Below are 17262 nucleotides of genomic sequence, written 5' to 3'. Positions count from 1 at the left end.
CCGACGGGCCGGAGCAAGGAGCAACCGTGACACCACCACCTCCCGGGCGCCGTGCGCGCGGGCCCCGGACCGCGCTGCGCGTGCAGGTGCGGCGGGTCGAGCGCCTGACGCCGCGCATGACCCGGATCGTGTTCGGCGGCGACAGCCTGGCGGGGTTCGGCGTCGGCGAGTACAGCGACCACTACGTCAAGCTGCTGTTCCCCGTGCCGGGCGCCGACTACCCGGTCCCCTTCGACCTGGGACGCATCCGGGAGGAGCAGCCCAGGGACCAATGGCCGCGCATGCGCACCTACACCGTGCGGCACTGGGACGCCCGGGCCCAGGAGCTGAGCGTGGACTTCGTCGTCCATGGCGACGAGGGCCTCGCGGGCCCATGGGCCGCACAGGCGACGGCCGGTGACGAGCTCTACCTGGTGGGTCCCGGGGGTGGCTACATACCTCACCCCGAGGCCGACTGGCATCTGCTCGTCGGCGACGAGAGCGCTCTTCCCGCGATCGCCGCGTCCCTGGAGTACCTGCCCTCCGATGCGGAGGCGTACGTGTTCATCGAAGTGGCCGGCCCCGAGGAGGAACTGGAACTGGCCTGCCCGGGCAAGGCAGTGATCCACTGGCTGCACCGCGGCGACAGTCTCGTGGGCGAGAAGCTGGTCCCCGCGGTTCGTGCCCTTCAGGCACCCGCAGGTCGCCCCCATGCCTTCGTCCACGGAGAGGCGGCCTTCGTCAAGGAACTGCGCGGGCTGCTGAGGACGGAGTGGAAGGTGCCGCGCGAGCAGCTGTCCGCCTCCGGCTACTGGCGCGCGGGCCACGACGAAGACGGTTGGCAGGCGTCGAAGCGACAGTGGAACCATCAGGTGGAGGAAGAGCAAGAAGGATCCCCTTCAGCCGCCTCATGACATGACTGCCACCGGGGCCGCAGCCGATCCATCGGCTGCGGTCCCGCGTCGCGTTGATCACCTACTCCCCCTTCCGCCCGACTCGCCGATGCTAATGTCGCATGGCGGCAAAAGAGTGGAACTGGTGACGCATTGAGGAGTGGGACGATGGCAGCCAGGAGCGGGGCGGGAGCCGGGCCGGAGGATCTCTCACAGTCCTTGCTGGACATGTTGCGGTTCTCGGGGCCTGCCACGAAGCCTGTATTGACCGCACGTGTCGGGGCGGGCCGCACCCTGGTCACACAGAAGATCAACGAGCTGATCGACGTGGGCCTGGTGTCCGAGGACCGCGTCGGCCGGTCCACCGGTGGGCGGATCCCGCGCGAGGTGCGCTTCCGCAGCGAAGCGGCCGCGGTCCTGGGCATCGAAGTGGGCAGCTCCAGCCTCGATGTCGCCATCACCGACCTGGCCGGCCGCCCCGCCGTCACTCATCACGAGCCGTGGGACATCACAAAGGGGCCTGAAGCAACCCTGGATCGCCTCGAGCAGATCGTGAACCAGCTCCGCGACGAACCCCAGGCGCCCACCGTGCCGCTGGTCGCGGTCGGTGCGGGGCTGGCCGCTCCGGTGGAGTTCACGACCGGCAGGCCCATTTCCCCGCCTTACATGCCCGGTTGGGACGGATATCCGGTGCGCGACCGGCTCTCCGACCGGTTCGGAGTCGAGGCCTGGGTGGACAACGACGTCAGCGCCATGGCCTTGGCGGAACTGCGCGCGGGCAACGCCCAGGACGCGTCGGACTTCCTCTTCGTCAAGCTCGGCCTCGGCATTGGTGCCGGCCTGGTCTCGGGCGGTGTGCTGCACCGTGGTGCCGACGGCTGCGCCGGGGACATCGCCCACATCCCGGTGGCGACGAAGTCTCCGGCACTGTGCCGCTGTGGGCGCCGGGGATGCCTGGCCGCCCACGCGAGTGGCGCGGCGCTGACGCGCGAGGCCCGGCGTCTCGCGGACAGCGGCGAGAGCCCCTACCTGGCGGCCTTGGCAGCCGAGGGCACGACACTGGAAGCCGCCCATGTCACGGCGGCCTCGCACGCAGGAGACCCGGCGGCGACCGAACTCCTGGCACAGACGGGCCGATTCATCGGAACCGCCCTCGGCACGTACGTGAGCTTCTTCAACCCCTCTCTGGTCGCGATCGGCGGAGCGGTGTCGCAGGCCGGTGACATCCTGCTGGCAGCCATCCGTCAGGCGGTCTACGAGTTCTCGCTGCCGCTCGCCACCCGCCACCTGCAGATCACACCGTCCGACCTGGGCGACACGGCAGGCGTCGTGGGCGCCGCCTGCACGGCTCTGGACGCGATGCTGCGTGCGAACCGCCTCGACTGGTGGGCGGAGCAGCCGCTGAAGAACTGACGGCGGGCCCGGCCGCCCCCTGCACGGCCGGGCCCATGACGATGCACCGTGTCAGTCCGAGGGTTGGGCGAACACCGCGTCGAAGCGCGTGCCCGCCGGAGCGAAGTCGAGACCGCGCAGGAACTCCAGACTGGCCGGTGCCCCCTCGTCCCGGGACATGCCGGCGTCCTCCCACTCGACCGACATCGGCCCGTCGTACCCGATCGCGTTGAGCATGCGCACGCAGGCCTCCCACGGCACGTCCCCGCGGCCCACCGAGACGAAGTCGAAGCCTCGCCGGGGATCACCCCAGCTCAGGTGCGAGCCGAGGACGCCGGACCGTCCGTCGAGCTGGATCTTCGTGTCCTTGCAGTCGACGTGGAGGATCCGGTCCCGAAAGTCGTGGATGAACGCGCGCACGTCTACGCGCTGCCACATCAGGTGCGAGGGGTCCCAGTTGAACCCGAAGGCAGGGTGATGGTTCACCGCTTCCAGCGCACGCTGAGCGGTCCAGTAGTCGTAGGCGATCTCGGACGGATGCACCTCCAGGGCGAACCGCACGCCCTGCGCCTCGAACGCGTCCAGGATCGGGATCCAACGGTCGGCGAAGTCCTGGTATCCCCGCTCGACCACGTCCTCCCCCACCGGCGGGAACATGGCGACGTAGGGCCAGATCGCAGACCCGGTGAAGCCCACCACGACGTTCACTCCGAAGCGGCGTGCCGCCTGCGCGGTGACTTTCATGGTGTCGGCCGCCCGCCGTCGGACCCCCTCAGCGTCCCCGTCGCCCCACACCGATGCGGGCAGGATCGCGCGGTGTCGGGCGTCGATGGGGTCGTCGCAGACGGCCTGGCCCACCAGATGAGCGGAGATCGCCCAGCAACCCAGTCCGTACCGGTCGAGGATGGCCCGGCGTTCGGCCAGATAGTCGTCGTCACTCACGATCCGATGCACATCGAAGTGCCGCGGGTCGCACGCGATCTCCAGGCCGTCGAACCCCCAGTCCGCGGCCTTCTTGGCGATCTCCTCGAAGGTCAGATCGACCCACTGGCCGGTAAACAGGGTGTGAGGACGGGACACGTTGACTCCTTTGCGCTGTCTCGCTGGTGACATCAGCTGCCGGTTCGCCCGCATCGCCTCCGCGCCCCAGCACCCATGCACTGTCACTGATCGACGAACTTAAGTGATGGCATACCCGCATGTGCCGCTACTGCGTTAACCTCTTGCCAGCCTGCGGCAAAGTTAGGCCGCACAGCGACGTAAGTCAACGGCCTGGGCCGCACTGGCCAGCTACTGAAGAAGGGGAATCACCCATGCCCGCCCCATCTCGCTCACCGGCCAACGGTCATGACGCCGTGACCGGCACCCTGCTTCGCCTGGTTCGCTCCGAGCCCACCGCCACCCGTGCCTCGCTCATCGAGCGCTCCGGCATGGGCCGGACGATCGTCACGCAGCGGGTGAACGAGCTGGTCGATGTCGGACTGCTCGCAGAAGCCGGCATGGACAAGTCCACGGGCGGCCGCGCACCCCGCACGGTCCGTTTCAGGCGCGAGGCTGCCTGCGTCGTCGGCATAGAACTGGGCGTCTCCAGCCTCGAGGTGGCGCTGACCGACCTGGCGGGCCGCGCGCTGGGGTTCCACGAGGAGGCCTGGGACGTCACCAGGGGGCCCGATGCGACGCTCGACCGGATCGACTCGATCATCGAGACGCTGCTTGCCACCCACCGGCCTCCGGGGACGCCCATGGTCGGCATCGGCATGGGCCTGCCCGGCCCGGTGGAGTACCTCTCGGGCACTCCCGTCGCACCGCCGGTCATGCCCGGTTGGGCCGGCTACCCCGTGAAGGAACGCCTCACCTCTCGTCACGAGGTGGGCGCCTGGGTCGACAACGACGTCAACGTCATGGCGATGGGCGAGCTGCAGGCGGGAAACGCCGCAGGGGTCCGCGACTTCCTCTACGTCAAGGTCGGCACCGGCGTCGGCGCGGGGCTGGTGTCCCGCGGGCGCCTGCACCGGGGAGCGGGCGGCGCAGCCGGGGACATCGGGCACATCGCGGTGGCCGACGCCGCCCCGCTGCCCTGCAGGTGCGGCAAACGCGGTTGCCTGGAGACCCTGGCCGGTGGCGCCGCTCTGGCCGCGGCCGCCTCGGCCAAGGCGCAGGACGGCGACAGCCCGTTCCTTGCGGCACGGCGCGAGGAACGGGCCGACCTGACCGCTCGCGACGTCGCGGACGGAGCCCGCTCCGGCGACCTGACCTGCATCAATCTACTCAAGGCAGCCGGAGAGCAGATAGGGCGCGCACTGGCCGCCATGATCAACTTTTTCAATCCCTCGCTCGTCGTCATCGGCGGTGGTGTCGCCCTCAGCGGTGACCTCCTGCTCGCAGCCATCCGGCACAGGGTCTACGACCTTTCGCTTCCACTGGCCACGCGGAGCCTGCGGGTGGAGATGTCTGCACTCAGCAATCAGGCAGGCATGATCGGCGCCGCCTTCACCGCGATCGAAGAGCTGCTCTCGCCGCAGCAGTTGACCACTTGGACACACCACCTCACGGACACATCCCCGCCGCAGCAAACCGCTACGGCCTGAATCCCCTTCCTGCACGCCACCGCACCAAGGAGCACCCATGTCCCGTCCCCTCAAGGCAGGCATCATCGGCACCGGTTTCATTGGAGGCGTCCACGCCCGTGCCGCGCGTCAGGCCGGTGCACACCTTGCGGGGGTGGTGTCCTCCACTCCCGAGCGATCCCGAGTCGCGGCCGACGCCCTGGGCGCAGACCGCGCCTTCACCTCGCCCGAAGACCTCATAGGCGACGACGACATCGACGTCGTACACATCTGCACCCCGAATCATCTGCACGCCCCACTCGCGATCCGGGCTCTGGCCGCGGGCAAGCACGTCATTTGCGAGAAGCCCCTCGCGCTGAGCGCGGCCGAGGCAGCCCGCCTCGTCGCGGCGGCGGAGGACGCGGGACGCGTGGCAGCGGTCCCCTTCGTCTACCGCTACTACCCGCTCGTCAGGGAGGCTCGGGAGCGGCTGCACAGCGGGAAGGCCGGGCCGCTCAGGCTCATGCACGGCAGCTACTTGCAGGACTGGATGTTGCGCGAGGACGACGACAACTGGCGTGTCGACGCGGCGTTGGGTGGCGCTTCCCGAGCCTTTGCCGACATCGGCTCACACTGGTGCGACCTGGCGCAATTCATGGCCCGTCAGCGCATCGTGCGGGTCAGCGCACGCAAGCTCGTCGCTCATCCCGAGCGACGGCGGGGGGAAGGCGCGGCCTCCTTCACCAACGGCTCCGGCGCGGCAGGGATACCCACCTCCGTGGACACCGAGGATGCCATGTTCGTGCACTTCGAAACGGGCGACGGCGTGCTCGGGTCAGTGACCATCAGCCAGGTCTCCCCGGGGCGCAAGAACCGGCTCTGGATCGAGCTGGACGCCGGAGAGGAGTCCCTGGTTTTCAACCAGGAAGAGCCCGAGACTCTGTGGTGCGGCCGCCGGGAGTCAGCCACCATCCTGTGGCGCGACCCTGCCCAACTCTCCTCTGCCGGAGGCCGGATGACGGCGCTCCCCGCAGGACACCCCGAGGGGTACGCGTCCTGCTTCGACGCCTTCGTCCGCGACACGTACGCGGCAATCGCCACCGGAGACACCCCGGAAGGCCTGCCGACGTTCGCCGATGGACTCGCGGCCGCCTCGATCACGGACGCGGTGCTGGCCTCGGCGGACAGCGAGCAGTGGACCGAGGTCGACCAGCACACGCCACACGCAACATGACCATCACTACAGCCAGCTGGGAAGCTCCGGAAGTGTTCCGCCCGACACCGCTCGTAGCCGCGGACCGGCGAAGCCACGCGTCAGCCAGCGTGCCAGGTCCGCCGCCGGTCCCTCGACCACGTTCCCCGACGTACCGGCCGTGCGCTCGTCCTGTGCCCGGTCGGTCGCCCGGACAGAGACATCGACGGACTGGGCCCCTCGGCGACGGACGAGCACATCGTCGATCAGGACGTCTGTGAAGTCGTCGGGGAAGGCACCGAAGTCACCTCCGCCCGGCAAATCACATGCGTGGATCCACACCTCCCGGCAGCGCAGCCAGGGGATCGTCGTCGCCGGGACCGTCCGGCCTTGGGCCGTGACGACCGACGTCCGCCAACGTTCATCATCGATGCGCCCGAGCGCGGCCGACAGCCGGTCCTGCTCATCTACGACGAAGTCGCGCAGGCGAGCGGTAGACCATCCGGCTCCGGTCTCGATCTCTTCCGCCCGCGCCGACGCGTCTGCGTACATGGGTGTCTCGATACCTGTCTGCGCCCAGTCGGCGAGGCGGGTGAGCGCTCGTGCGTTGTGCCCGACGTGGGAGAGCAGATGCTTGCCCGTCCAGCCCCGCAGCGCCGTCGGCCCCGCCAACCCGGCATCGTCGATGCCCTTCAGGCAGGAGACGAAATACGCGTGGCCCTCAGTCATCCACTGCAGACAGACGGAAGGCGCGCCGTCGGTCACTTTGCCGCGCCCCTGACCGGGGTGACAAGTTCGCCGATGCCCTCGATGCGGGTGACGACGGTCTGGCCGTGGCGGAGGTAGCGCGCGGGCTTGCGGGCATGGCCGACGCCGCCGGTGGTGCCGGTGGCGATGATGTCACCGGGGTTGAGGGTGATCAACGTCGAGATGTAGCTGACGAGATCTGCCGCGTCGAAGACGAGGTCGCCGATCGTGGACTTCTGCATGACCTCGTCATCCACGATGCAGCTGATCTCCGCGTCGGGGGACAGCTCGTCCGGGGTGATCAGACAGGGGCCGAGGGGGGTCGTGGCCTCCCAGGTCTTGCCCTGCAGCCACTCCTTGGTCCGGTACTGCCAGTCGCGCGTGGTGATGTCGTTCAGGATCGTGTAGCCGGCGATCGCTGCCTGGGCGGTCTCGTGGTCGGCCCGCCGGACGCTGCGGCCGACGACGACGGTGAGCTCGGCTTCCCAGTCGACCGCGTCGGACTCCGGCGGCAGGGTCAGCGTGTCGTTCGGACCGATCAACGCCTCGGGGTACTTGGCGAACAGAGTGGGGTACTCGGGGAGGTCGCGGCCCATCTCCGTGATGTGCGTGGCGTAGTTGAGGCCCACGCAGACGATTTTGCCGGGGTTCGGGACGACCGGAGCGAGGCGGTCGGCCTCGACCCGGACGAGGGGGCCTTCGGCAGCTGCCACGACCGACTGCCAGTCCTCCCGGCGCAACAACTCCCCGACGTCGCCGGGTCCGATGTCCACGTATCCGCCGTCCTCAACGCGTGCGACCCGAAATCCGTCCTCGGTACGTACAGTTGCGAGCTTCATGCCTGGTTGCCTTCCATGTTGGTGCGGTTGAGGTGGAGTCGCTCGAAGACGGGGGTGTCGCTGAACCGGAACAAATCAAGACCTTGATCCGTGGCCAGGCTCAGCGGTTGCCAGGAGGGGACGGCGAACAGGTCGCCGCGTTCGACGCTCCACGTGGTGTCGCCCACGGTCACCTGTCCGGTGCCGTCGAAGACCTGGAACACGGAGGAGCCGACTTCCTGGTGCGCGGCCGTCTCCGTGCCATGGGCGAGACGGTGGAACTCGGTACGCAGCGTCGGCAGGATGTCGTCGCCCGTGGTCGGATTGGTGTACCGGACGGCGGCGTGGCCGGGTTCCACCGTGACGGGCTCGCCCTCCGCCTCCAACGCCAGTTGCTCGGCAAGCGCACGGTCCGTGTACTCCCAGCGGTAGGCAAGCAGCGGGGTGGCAGGGGTGGGATCAAGGTGTGTCAGCGGGCGTAGCCCGGGGTGCGCCCAAAGTCGCTCGGAACGGGAACGTTCCGGTGCTTCGCGGGTCTCGACCTCGTCGAGCCCGAACTCGAAGAAGGTCGCCTCGGTGTAGTGCTGAAACGGGATGTCGAGGCCGTCGATCCACGCCATCGCGGTGTCGCTGCGGTTGTGGTGGCCGTGCCAGTTCCAGCCGGCCTGCGGCAGGAAGTCACCACGCCGCATAGCCACGGGGTCTCCGTTCACCACGGTCCACACACCCTCGCCCTCCACGACGAAGCGGAAGGCGTTCTGGGTGTGGCGGTGGACCGGGGCGTCCTCCTGCGGGTTCAGGTACTGGATCGCCGCCCAGAGCGTCGGCGTCGCGAACGGGCTGCCGCCCAGGCCCGGATTGGCGAGCGCGATGGCGCGGCGCTCACCGCCGCGGCCGACCGGCACCAGTTCGCCCGCCTGCTCCGCCGCCGGGAGCAGGTCCTTCCAGCGCCACAGGTGGGCGAGCGCCTTCGACATCGGCTGAGGCGGCATCAGGCCGCCGATCTCCGTCCACAGCGGGACGAGGAGCTGCCGCTCGAAGTCGCGGTAAAGGCGCTCCAGTTGAGGGGTGCGCTTAGGTTGATCGGCTGAGTCCATGGCCTGGATGTGCACCGGTGACTCGACAGGTGGCATGTGAATACTCCCGAGTTCCTGACGGCCATTGCGCCGTCGACTCCGTCTGAATGCCGAATGCCCGCATCCTCGCCACCTTCCTGCTCTACGGGATAGGTTTTTCTGCTGTGAAGAATGAACCGCCCTATCCCATCGCCTCCGTCGACCACGCCCTCCACCTGGCCCTCCTGCTGCGCCAAGAAGGGCCGCTGCGGGTGAGCGAGGCGGCACAGCGCCTGGGAGTCTCCGTGTCGACGGCGCACCGGCTGCTCGCCATGCTGGTCTACCGGGAGTTCGCACAGCAGCTCCCCGACCGCCGCTACGAAGCTGGCAACGTACTTCGCCCGACCGCAGCGACCGAGGCCCCGGTCGCACTGCTCCACCGGGTGTCTTTGCCACACATGGAGGACCTCGCCCGCGACGTGGGGGAATCGGTCAACCTGATCGTGCTGACCGGAAGCGAGGCACGGTTCATTGCCACTGCTGAGGCCGAGCAGGTTTTGCGAGTAGGAAGCAGGGCGGGACGCACGCTGCCGGCTCATCTCACGGCGGGCGGCAAGGTACTGCTGTCGACCCTGCCGACGGAGACCGTCAAGGCGCTCTATGAATCGGATGCCGCCGAGAACTCCGCAGTGGACGTGCCCCGCCTGTACCGCGAACTCAGCTTGATCCGTAAGCGCGGATTCGCGATCAACGATCAGCGCACCGAGGCCGGCCTCACGGCCGTTGCCGTCACGGTCCAGGACGGGTACGGCCAGGACGTGGCCTCGGTGGCGCTGGCGATGCCCAGTGTCCGTTTCGCCAAGGAGCGGCTGGCCGAATGCGTGAAGGCGCTGCACGCGACCGCCGCGAACATCACTCACGGACTGACATGAGGGGTCGGTGAAGCTGCCGGCCCAACTACGTCCGCCGGCTGTCGTTCATCGCCTGCCTCCCACTGCGAACTGGGTGAGGTCCTGCCCGGCCGTCACTCTGCCTGTGAACGTCTTGCGTACGTGCTTGACCCAGGTGTCGTCCGTGACCGCACGAGCATCGCCGGGGGCGATGTGGCTGAGCACAACCTCGCGTACCCCGGCGCTGGAGGCGACCCGCCCGACCTGCTGCGGCGTCGTGTGAGCCTGCTCCATGTGTTCCATGAAGCCGGGTCCGTAACCGACGATGGTGTCCGCGTTCGCGGAGAACCAGTCCAGGTCGACGACCTCGTGGACAAGGATGTCGCACCCGTCGGCGAGCCGGGCCACGTTGTCGCTGAACTTCGTGTCACCGGAGAAGGTCACTGCCCCTTCGTCGGTGTCGAACCGGAAGGCGAACGATGGGAACACCCGACCGTGCGGTACCAGGATCGCGCTGACCTTAACCCGGTTGTCCTCGAAGACGCGGAAGGGCCGCATCGCCGGGGACGTGTGCGTCGCCGATGCCTTCGAGCCGGCGGGAAGCGCGATGTCACGTGCCTCGAACAGCGCCTGGTGGTTGGTCTGGGCACCTTCCTCGGTGTTGCGGATGTTCATGTCGTACGCGTAGCCGGCCAGCAGGCCGCGGAACATGTCGGCCGTTCCGGGGGTGGGGTGCGCAGTGTTGACCAGAGGTACCGACTTGCCGCCGTAGGGTTCCGGGAGCGCGCCCGCCCGGCCGGGGCCGTGGATCGGTATGGGCCGGCTGAGTGCCCCAGGGGTCGTCCAGAGGAGATTGAACAGGTCAAAGAGGTGATCGGAGTGCAGGTGGGTGATGAACATTCCGCTCAGTGATGCCGCCTCCAAACCGGCCTGGCCGAACCTTCGGGCGGTCCCGAGCCCCGCGTCGATGATGTAGGTGCGTTCTCCCACCACCAGGGCTGAGCCGATACCGGCCCTGCCGGGCGTGAAGGCGGGGCCCGAGGCGGTTCCAAGGAGGATCAGTCGGGTGCGGGAGCCATTGGCGTCGCCCGACAGTGACGTGGGCTCGGCGGGAGCAGTCGTGGTGTGGCCGTTCGCCGAAGCGATGCCGGTGCACATGCTCCATGCGGTTGCGGTGGCTGCGGCCAGTACGCCCACGGCTGCCCGTCGGGAAGGGAGGGTGGCAGAGGAGCAGCAGTGCTCGATTCCGGGCACGGAGGTCTCGCTTTCGGCTCAGGAAGGTTCCGGACTGCGGCAGCGCATTGTTCGGCGCGCGGGCCGGAGGACCGACGCGTGGATGCGCGTTACGGGCAGGAATGTGCGGCACACGAAGGCGGATGGGTTGGTGCGAGCGGCAGCCTCCCAAGGGTGACTTCTCGGCCGTCGCCTTGGGCGTGAGGGCGACAAGGCAGTTGGAGAGCGATGACGAACCCGCGGGAGGCTGCCGTCCTGTGGAGGCGGCCGGGGTTCGGAGGCTGAAGTTTGGCCTGCCGTGCGGCAAAGCCAACGGGCTATCACACGGCGCCACACAAGCAGGAGAAGAGCGGGCAAAGGATCGCCAGCACAGCTTGGAAGGAGACCGCGTTGCGGCCCCTCCCAAGCCCGTACAGGCCACGGGCCCGGATCGCCTAGTCCGGCAACGTCCCGCCGATCAGGACGAACGCAAGCACGCACGGCTCCTGCGACCGGTTGGCCCAGGCGTGTGCGGTGCCGCGCTGGACGAGGACGTCGCCGGCAGTCATGCGGACCTCGGTCTCGTCCAGCACCGCCCAGATCTCGCCGTTCAGGACGATTGCGTAGTCGATGGACTCCGTTGTGTGGAAGGCGAGCGGCTTGACCTCCTTGCCGTCCGTATCGAAGCGCCACTCCTGGTCGGGGGGAAGCTCCAGGATTCGGAAGACGGAGCCGTTCTTCGAGGGACCGACGCTGCGCGCCTCGTCACCGGCGACCGGGTCGGCGTAGGGAGATGTGTTGTCCGCCGGGCTGCTCTCGGTCCGCCACACATCTGTCGCCACATACGTCGGTGTAGCGTGCCCGACCTTGCCGCGCACGACGCTGTCGTCGACGATCGTCGATCGGCCGTCGGCATTGACTCCTGTGACCAGGCGACGGACCTTGCGGGTGGTGGCCGCGGGTTCCACATCGGCGGAGAAAGGGTTGTACGCGCCCAAGGGTTTCTCTCCTCTTGCGGGATTCGGTGGCGACTCTGTGCCGCCGGTTCGATACGCCGGTTTTCAGGCGACGGACCGGCGATGTTGACAGACCGACCCCGAGCGAGCCATCCGCTTCCTGCGAGAGTTGTCCGCAGCCTGCGGTGGACCGAGAACACACCTGCGGCAGGAGACGTCAGGACAGACCCGCGGACTCCTCCTCAGCCAGCCTGATCAAGCACTCACGGAACCACCGATGGCCTGGATCGCGATCGGTCCGCTTCGTCCAGGCCATGATTTCGGTGATCGGCTGGAGTTGCGGGATCGGCGGCTCAAGCAGTCGGATCCCGGCAGCACTTCCGATCTTGCGTGCGAGTCGCTCGTGGACCAGCGTGACGAGCCTCGTGCCGCTCAGCAGGAACGGCGCCATGCCGAACCCCGCGGTGATCTCGGTGTTGCGCGACACGCCGAGGAAGTCGAGCTGCATCTCCGACAGGCCCCGCAGATGTCCCGAGGACGCTGCCAGGTACGGGAGCGTCGTGAACTGCTCCAGCGTGATCTCGTCGCCGACCTCGGGGTGATCCTTGTCGACGGCGACCAGGTAGCGGTCCTGGAACAGCACCCGGTGCGGGAATTGCTCATGCTCCTCGAAGGCTTCCCTCGGCATGACCAACAGGTCCGCCCGGTGGCCACGGAGTTGCTCCGCGAAGTCGTCACCCGTCGGGAAGATGTTCAGCCGGATTCCGGGCGCCTCGACGGACAGTCGGGCGATCAAGGGCTGCAGGAATGTCATCGTCAGGTAGTCGTTGGCGATCACCGAGAAGGTCCGCTGGGCCGTGGCCGGGTCGAACGCCTCACGCTGGGACAGCACGATCTCGATGCCGGTGAGCAGTTCACGCACCGGGCCGACGAGCGACTCGGCCAGGGGCGTGGCGACAAGCCCGCGCCCCTCCCTGGTCAGGAGCGGATCGTTGAAGAGTTTCCGCAGGCGGGACAGGGTCGATGACATCGCCGACTGGCCGATCGACAGCCGGTGCGCGGCATGGGTCACGCTTCGCTCGATCATCAGCATGTCGAAGGCGACCAGCAGGTTGAGGTCAACGCGTCGAAGGTCCACGCCACCACATTAATTGATGTCATCAATGCCAGGCATCATCAGGAATTGTTTGTGCACGGTGATCGGCATCACTACGTTCGGATGAACGACGCGTGAACGCGTATTTCGTCGCCGCTGTCGCCGCCACCGAACGAGGAGAGAACGTGACGAAGCCTCTGATCACCCACCTGCGCCATGTGGCGATTGCGGCCCCGGACCTCGACCGCCAGCTGGCCTTCTATCGCGACCTTTGGGGTCTGACCACCGTCGAGTCGGACACCGGCGTGCAGTTCCTGGCCGCCGAGGGGTCCCCCGAGCAGTACATCCTGCGCCTGCGGAAGGACGACCAGAAACGACTCGACCTGGTCTCCTTCGGGGCGGCCTCCGCGGGGGACGTCGACACCCTCGCGGCCCAACTGGCCCAGCAGGGCGTCCAGATCGTCCACCCCCCGAAGAAGCTGGACACCCCCGGCGGGGGGTACGGGTTCCGGTTCTTCGACGGCGACGGACGCGCGGTCGAAGTCTCCTCGGACGTCACCTCCCGGGGCTTCCGTGCGATCGAGGAACGCGAGTCGATCCCGGTCCGTCTTTCGCACTTCGTCGTCAACTCCCCCACCCCCGAGGCAACCGTCGACTGGTACGTCAAGCACCTCGGCTTCAAGCTCTCCGACACCCTGTGTCTCGGCCCCCGCGGCGACTTCATGTGGTTCCTGCGCTGCAACGACTGGCACCACTCCTTCGCCGTCGCCCGGGGACCGCACGTCGCCGTCCACCACGTCTCCTTCGAGATGCGAGGCATCGACGAATACCTGCGCGGAACCGGCCGGATGCTGCGTGAGGGCGTCCAGAAGATCTGGGGGCCCGGCCGTCACAAGGCCGGGGACAACACCTACTCCTACTTCCTGGACCGGGTCGGGAACTGCGTCGAGTACACCACCGAGCTCGAGACCGTCGACTGGGACCAGCACCACCCGTCCGTCTACGACGTCACGAAGCCCGACTTCATCGACCAGTGGGGCACCGCGAACCAGATGAACGAGTTCGTGGCCAAGCAGCAGTTCAACGACCCCGACCGCGGCGTATTCGTCGCGCCCCCGCTCTAACCCTTCCCCTGAACAGGAAGTCATCGATGACTCTCACGAACGACCCCCCGTCGTCGACACCCTTCTCCACCCCCCTGAACGTGCTCCTCGACCGGGCCGAAAAGGACATGCAGGAGAATCTCGTCCCGGCCGAGATCTTCAACAACGACGATGTCTTCACGGCCGAGATGGAGCGGATCTTCACCAACACCTGGGTCTTCGTCGCCCACGAGAGCGAGATACCGAAGGCCGGTGACTTCGTCCAGCGCAGGATCGGGCTCGACCCGGTCATCGTGACCCGTGACGGCAAGGGCGGCATCAACGTGCTGTCCAACTACTGCCGCCACCGCGGCACGCAGGTGTGCCAGACCGACGCGGGCAACTCACGCTTCTTCACGTGCCCGTACCACGGCTGGACCTACGCCAACGACGGACGGCTGGTCGGCACGCCACTGATGCACCGCGCGTACGGCGAGCCACTCGACCCGAATCAGTGGAGCCTCAAGCGCGCACCGAAGGTCGAGAACCGCAAGGGCTTCGTGTTCGCCTCCCTGTCCGAGGACGTTCCTCCGCTGGAGGAGTGGCTCGGCGGCGGTGGTTGGATGCTCGACCTCGTCACCCAGCTGCACCCGGACGGCATGCGGGTCGCGGGTCCGCCCGAGCGGTACATCGTCAACGGCGACTGGAAGACGGCTGCCGAGAACTTCGCCGGCGACGTATACCACCTGCCAACTCTTCATGCCAGCGTCCAGGAGATCGACCTGCTCGAAGGCATCCAGGCCACCTGCGAGATCGGCCGGACCTACGAGTTCGAGAACGGTCACACCTTCATCGGGCACGCATGGACCCAGGCCATCGATCCGAGCTTCACGTTGTGGGGCTACCCGGAGGAGTACAAGGAGCAGTTCGACCTCGGCTCCCTGGACGAGACCCAGCGGTTCGTGGTCGACCACGAACCTCCCACGGTGGGGACCATCTTCCCCAACTTCAGCTACATCCGGTTCTTCTCCCCGCTCCCGGACGGCCCACCGGCAGTCGTCACCAGTTTCCGCCAGTGGCAGCCCGTCGCTCCGGGCCAACTGGAGCTGTGGAACTGGCAGTTCGTGTGGAACTTCCAGGACGAAGACACTGCACAACGCGACTACATCGGCGGCCAGTACCTCTTCGGTTCGGCCGGCATCTTCGAGCAGGACGACACCGTCGCCTGGGAGGGGGTCCAGCGTGCCGCCGCCAGCCCATGGATGCGCAAGGAAGGGCTGAAGTTCAACTACAAGCAGGGAGAGAACTCGCCCGTCGACGACACTCCGGATCCGAACTGGAGGGGGCCGGGCGTCCACCGCAACACCGGCTACGGCGAGCACGTGCAGTTCAACTTCCTTCGCCAGTGGCTGCGCACCTTGAAGGGCGAGACGGCCACCGGCGACGAGACCACCGAAGGGACGCCGGCATGAACACCGCCGAAGCCCCGGACACCCTCACGGTGACCCCCGCGACGCACACCCTCGTGGCGCAGTTCCTCGCACACGAAGCACGGCTCCTGGACGAGGCACGCGAGGAGGAGTGGTTCGAACTGCTCGACGACGACCTGTTGTACACGGTGCCATCGCGTCAGTCGACCGCACCGCGTGACACAGAGGTCGACCGGTCCGCCTGGCGCATCCGCGACACCAAGGCACACATCCGCACCCGGCTCGCCCGGCAGAACACCGGCCACGCCTACTCCGAGGTACCCCCGTCCCGCACCATGCGGCTGGTCGGCAGCATCGAAGTACGAGAGACGTCCGAGGCCGATGTCGTCGAGGCGTACAGCGCGCTGCTGCTGTACCGGCAGCGCGGGATCGACGTCCACTTCGACCTCATCCCCTGCCGCCGCAACGACAGGATCCGGCTCACGGCCGCGGGCCCGCGGCTCCTGTCGCGCGAAGTGATCCTGACCGAGACCAGCCTCAAGACAGCCAACCTGGGAGTGTTCCTGTGAGCCGCGTGACCGTCGACCCGGGGCGTTGCACCGCCTATGGAATCTGCGTCGGCATCCACCCCGAAGTCTTCGCCGTCCCGCCCGGCAGCCCCGTCGCCGTCATCACCCGCGACGTGCTCTCCGAGGACGATCTGGAAGATGTCGAGGAGGCCGTCCGGGCCTGTCCGGCGCAGGCCCTGCACCTGATCGAGGGCTGACCATGAGCTCGGACAACGACGGCATCGTGATCGTCGGGGCTTCGGCAGCGGGCCTCTCCGCCGCCGACGGCCTGCGGGAGGGCGGGTACACGGGTCCGCTCACCGTGCTGGACGAGGAGGCCGATCCGGGGTACGACCGGCCGATGCTCTCCAAGAGCCTGCTGGCAGCCAAGGAGCACGTCGCGCCCGCCGCACTGCGGACGCGAGACCAACTCGCCGCCAAGCAGATCGAGTTGATCGCCGGCCACGGCGCCAAGGGGCTGGACATCGACCGCCGCCTCGTGGTGACCAACTGCGGCGAGGCCATCGGCTGGCAGCACCTCGTCATCGCGACCGGTGTCACCGCGCGCCCGGTCGTGACGACCGGCGGCACGCCCCTGCCCACCCTGCGGACCCGCGGCGATCTGGCCGCCGTCCGGCTGCTCGCGACGAGCGGGGAGCCGGTGACACTCGTCGGAGGTGGGTTCGTGGGCCTGGAAGCGGCCGCCGCGCTCCGCTCCCGCGGCGTCGACGTGACGCTGCTGTGCGCGAATCACCTGCCGCTCGCCGGAGCCCTCGGGGACGCGATCGCCATCTGGCTGCACGGTCTGCACCTGGCGAACGGAGTCCGATTCAGACTCGGCTCCGCCACGCACCGAGTGGCGGAGACACCGCAGGGCTACGACATCCACCTCGCCGACGGTCGCGCGGAACAGGCCACAAACGTACTCGCGGGCATCGGAACGGAGCCGGCCACCGACTGGCTCGTCGGATCGGGCGTCCAACTCGACCACGGTGTCGTCACCGACGCGGCCGGTCGCACGAACGTCGACGGCGTGTGGGCGGCCGGTGACATCGCCTGCCGTTGGGACCAGAGCCGCCGTCGCCACCGGCGCTTCGAGCACTGGACCCACGCCATCGAGCAGGGCCGCCGCGTCGGACTCAACATCGCCCGCGGTGAGGCCACCGCCCACGACGCGGTCCCCTACGTCTGGACCGAGCAGTACGGACTGACCCTCCACATGCTCGGCGAACGCCGCCCCGGCGACACCGACATCGTCGTCGAGGGCTCCATCACCGCCGGTGACTTCGTCGTCGTCCACGGCACGGACGACGAGCTGCACGGCGCCACGATCTGCGGCCGCGTCCGCGCCCTGCGGACCCTCAAGAAGCTGCTCCGTGCCCGTGCGTCGCTGAACGACGCGCTGGGCAGCGCGGCGTCCGCCTGA

The 17262-nt window shown here is 68.1% G+C and carries 17 protein-coding genes; 10 read left to right on the top strand and 7 right to left on the bottom strand.

From position 1 onward, the window contains the following. Positions 1–26: 26 nt before the first annotated feature. Together HZS56_RS00490 and HZS56_RS00485 are read left to right on the top strand one after the other, a co-directional pair. The gene (locus HZS56_RS00490; RefSeq protein ID WP_308407948.1) at positions 27–893 is read left to right on the top strand and encodes a siderophore-interacting protein; all 867 of its coding nucleotides are present in this window, start codon (positions 27–29) and stop codon (positions 891–893) included. 243 nt (positions 894–1136) lie between these two features. Next, positions 1137–2285 carry an ROK family protein gene (locus tag HZS56_RS00485; protein ID WP_216718593.1) on the top strand — a complete coding sequence of 383 codons (1149 nt, stop codon included), beginning with the start codon at positions 1137–1139 and terminating at the stop codon, positions 2283–2285. 51 nt (positions 2286–2336) lie between these two features. On the opposite strand, the gene HZS56_RS00480 is transcribed toward HZS56_RS00485, so the two are convergent. Beyond that, positions 2337–3344, bottom strand: coding sequence for a sugar phosphate isomerase/epimerase family protein (locus HZS56_RS00480; RefSeq protein ID WP_216718592.1), 1008 nt, complete (start codon positions 3342–3344; stop codon positions 2337–2339). Between the two features lie 233 nt (positions 3345–3577). On the opposite strand from HZS56_RS00480, the gene HZS56_RS00475 reads away from it, so the two are divergent. Further along, positions 3578–4852: an ROK family protein gene (locus HZS56_RS00475; protein ID WP_216718591.1), complete on the top strand. Its 1275-nt coding sequence runs from the start codon at positions 3578–3580 to the stop codon at positions 4850–4852. 37 nt (positions 4853–4889) lie between these two features. Continuing rightward, a complete protein-coding gene (locus tag HZS56_RS00470) occupies positions 4890–6044 on the top strand; it encodes a Gfo/Idh/MocA family protein (RefSeq protein WP_216718590.1) in 1155 nt (384 codons plus the stop codon). Between the two features lie 6 nt (positions 6045–6050). Here HZS56_RS00470 and HZS56_RS00465 read toward each other — a convergent pair whose 3' ends face one another. From HZS56_RS00465 to HZS56_RS00455, 3 genes are read right to left on the bottom strand one after another with little or no spacing between them, the layout of a single operon-like run. Next, positions 6051–6767 (bottom strand): maleylpyruvate isomerase N-terminal domain-containing protein, encoded by a 717-nt coding sequence (locus HZS56_RS00465; protein WP_216718589.1) that lies wholly within the window; start codon positions 6765–6767, stop codon positions 6051–6053. After that, complete coding sequence (locus tag HZS56_RS00460) at positions 6764–7588, bottom strand: fumarylacetoacetate hydrolase family protein (protein WP_216718588.1); 825 nt, start codon at positions 7586–7588, stop codon at positions 6764–6766. Before HZS56_RS00460 ends, HZS56_RS00465 begins: the two co-directional genes overlap by 4 nt. Further along, the gene (locus tag HZS56_RS00455) at positions 7585–8700 is read right to left on the bottom strand and encodes a cupin domain-containing protein (protein ID WP_216718587.1); all 1116 of its coding nucleotides are present in this window, start codon (positions 8698–8700) and stop codon (positions 7585–7587) included. Before HZS56_RS00455 ends, HZS56_RS00460 begins: the two co-directional genes overlap by 4 nt. Positions 8701–8750: 50 nt before the next feature. Here HZS56_RS00455 and HZS56_RS00450 point away from each other — a divergent pair, with 50 nt between their 5' ends. Beyond that, entirely contained in the window at positions 8751–9554 is an 804-nt protein-coding gene (locus HZS56_RS00450) for an IclR family transcriptional regulator (RefSeq protein ID WP_216718586.1), read from the top strand. A gap of 45 nt (positions 9555–9599) precedes the next feature. Here the strand turns inward: HZS56_RS00450 and HZS56_RS00445 are convergent, their stop codons facing one another. The 3 genes from HZS56_RS00445 to HZS56_RS00435 all read right to left on the bottom strand — a co-directional run bounded on the left by HZS56_RS00445 (position 9600) and on the right by HZS56_RS00435 (position 12818). Then, positions 9600–10709 carry an MBL fold metallo-hydrolase gene (locus HZS56_RS00445; RefSeq protein WP_216718585.1) on the bottom strand — a complete coding sequence of 370 codons (1110 nt, stop codon included), beginning with the start codon at positions 10707–10709 and terminating at the stop codon, positions 9600–9602. 470 nt (positions 10710–11179) lie between these two features. Next, positions 11180–11722: a cupin domain-containing protein gene (locus HZS56_RS00440; protein ID WP_216718584.1), complete on the bottom strand. Its 543-nt coding sequence runs from the start codon at positions 11720–11722 to the stop codon at positions 11180–11182. 175 nt (positions 11723–11897) lie between these two features. Next, on the bottom strand, positions 11898–12818 hold the full coding sequence (locus HZS56_RS00435; RefSeq protein WP_216718583.1) for a LysR family transcriptional regulator: 921 nt from the start codon (positions 12816–12818) through the stop codon (positions 11898–11900). A gap of 143 nt (positions 12819–12961) precedes the next feature. Between HZS56_RS00435 and HZS56_RS00430 the strand changes: the two genes are divergently transcribed. From HZS56_RS00430 to HZS56_RS00410, 5 genes are read left to right on the top strand one after another with little or no spacing between them, the layout of a single operon-like run. Next, entirely contained in the window at positions 12962–13900 is a 939-nt protein-coding gene (locus HZS56_RS00430; protein ID WP_216718582.1) for a VOC family protein, read from the top strand. A gap of 26 nt (positions 13901–13926) precedes the next feature. Next, positions 13927–15330 (top strand): aromatic ring-hydroxylating oxygenase subunit alpha, encoded by a 1404-nt coding sequence (locus HZS56_RS00425; RefSeq protein WP_216718581.1) that lies wholly within the window; start codon positions 13927–13929, stop codon positions 15328–15330. Continuing rightward, the gene (locus HZS56_RS00420; protein WP_216718580.1) at positions 15327–15857 is read left to right on the top strand and encodes an aromatic-ring-hydroxylating dioxygenase subunit beta; all 531 of its coding nucleotides are present in this window, start codon (positions 15327–15329) and stop codon (positions 15855–15857) included. The genes HZS56_RS00425 and HZS56_RS00420 overlap by 4 nt, the downstream gene beginning before the upstream one ends. Further along, positions 15854–16054: a ferredoxin gene (locus tag HZS56_RS38855; protein ID WP_216718579.1), complete on the top strand. Its 201-nt coding sequence runs from the start codon at positions 15854–15856 to the stop codon at positions 16052–16054. Before HZS56_RS00420 ends, HZS56_RS38855 begins: the two co-directional genes overlap by 4 nt. Positions 16055–16056: 2 nt before the next feature. Continuing rightward, positions 16057–17262, top strand: coding sequence for an NAD(P)/FAD-dependent oxidoreductase (locus HZS56_RS00410; protein WP_216718578.1), 1206 nt, complete (start codon positions 16057–16059; stop codon positions 17260–17262).

The organism is Streptomyces mayonensis (assembly GCF_018982965.1).
Classification (GTDB): domain Bacteria; phylum Actinomycetota; class Actinomycetes; order Streptomycetales; family Streptomycetaceae; genus Streptomyces; species Streptomyces mayonensis.
The sequence above is the reverse complement of the archived record's forward strand: the minus strand, read 5'-3'. Positions and strand labels throughout refer to the sequence as shown.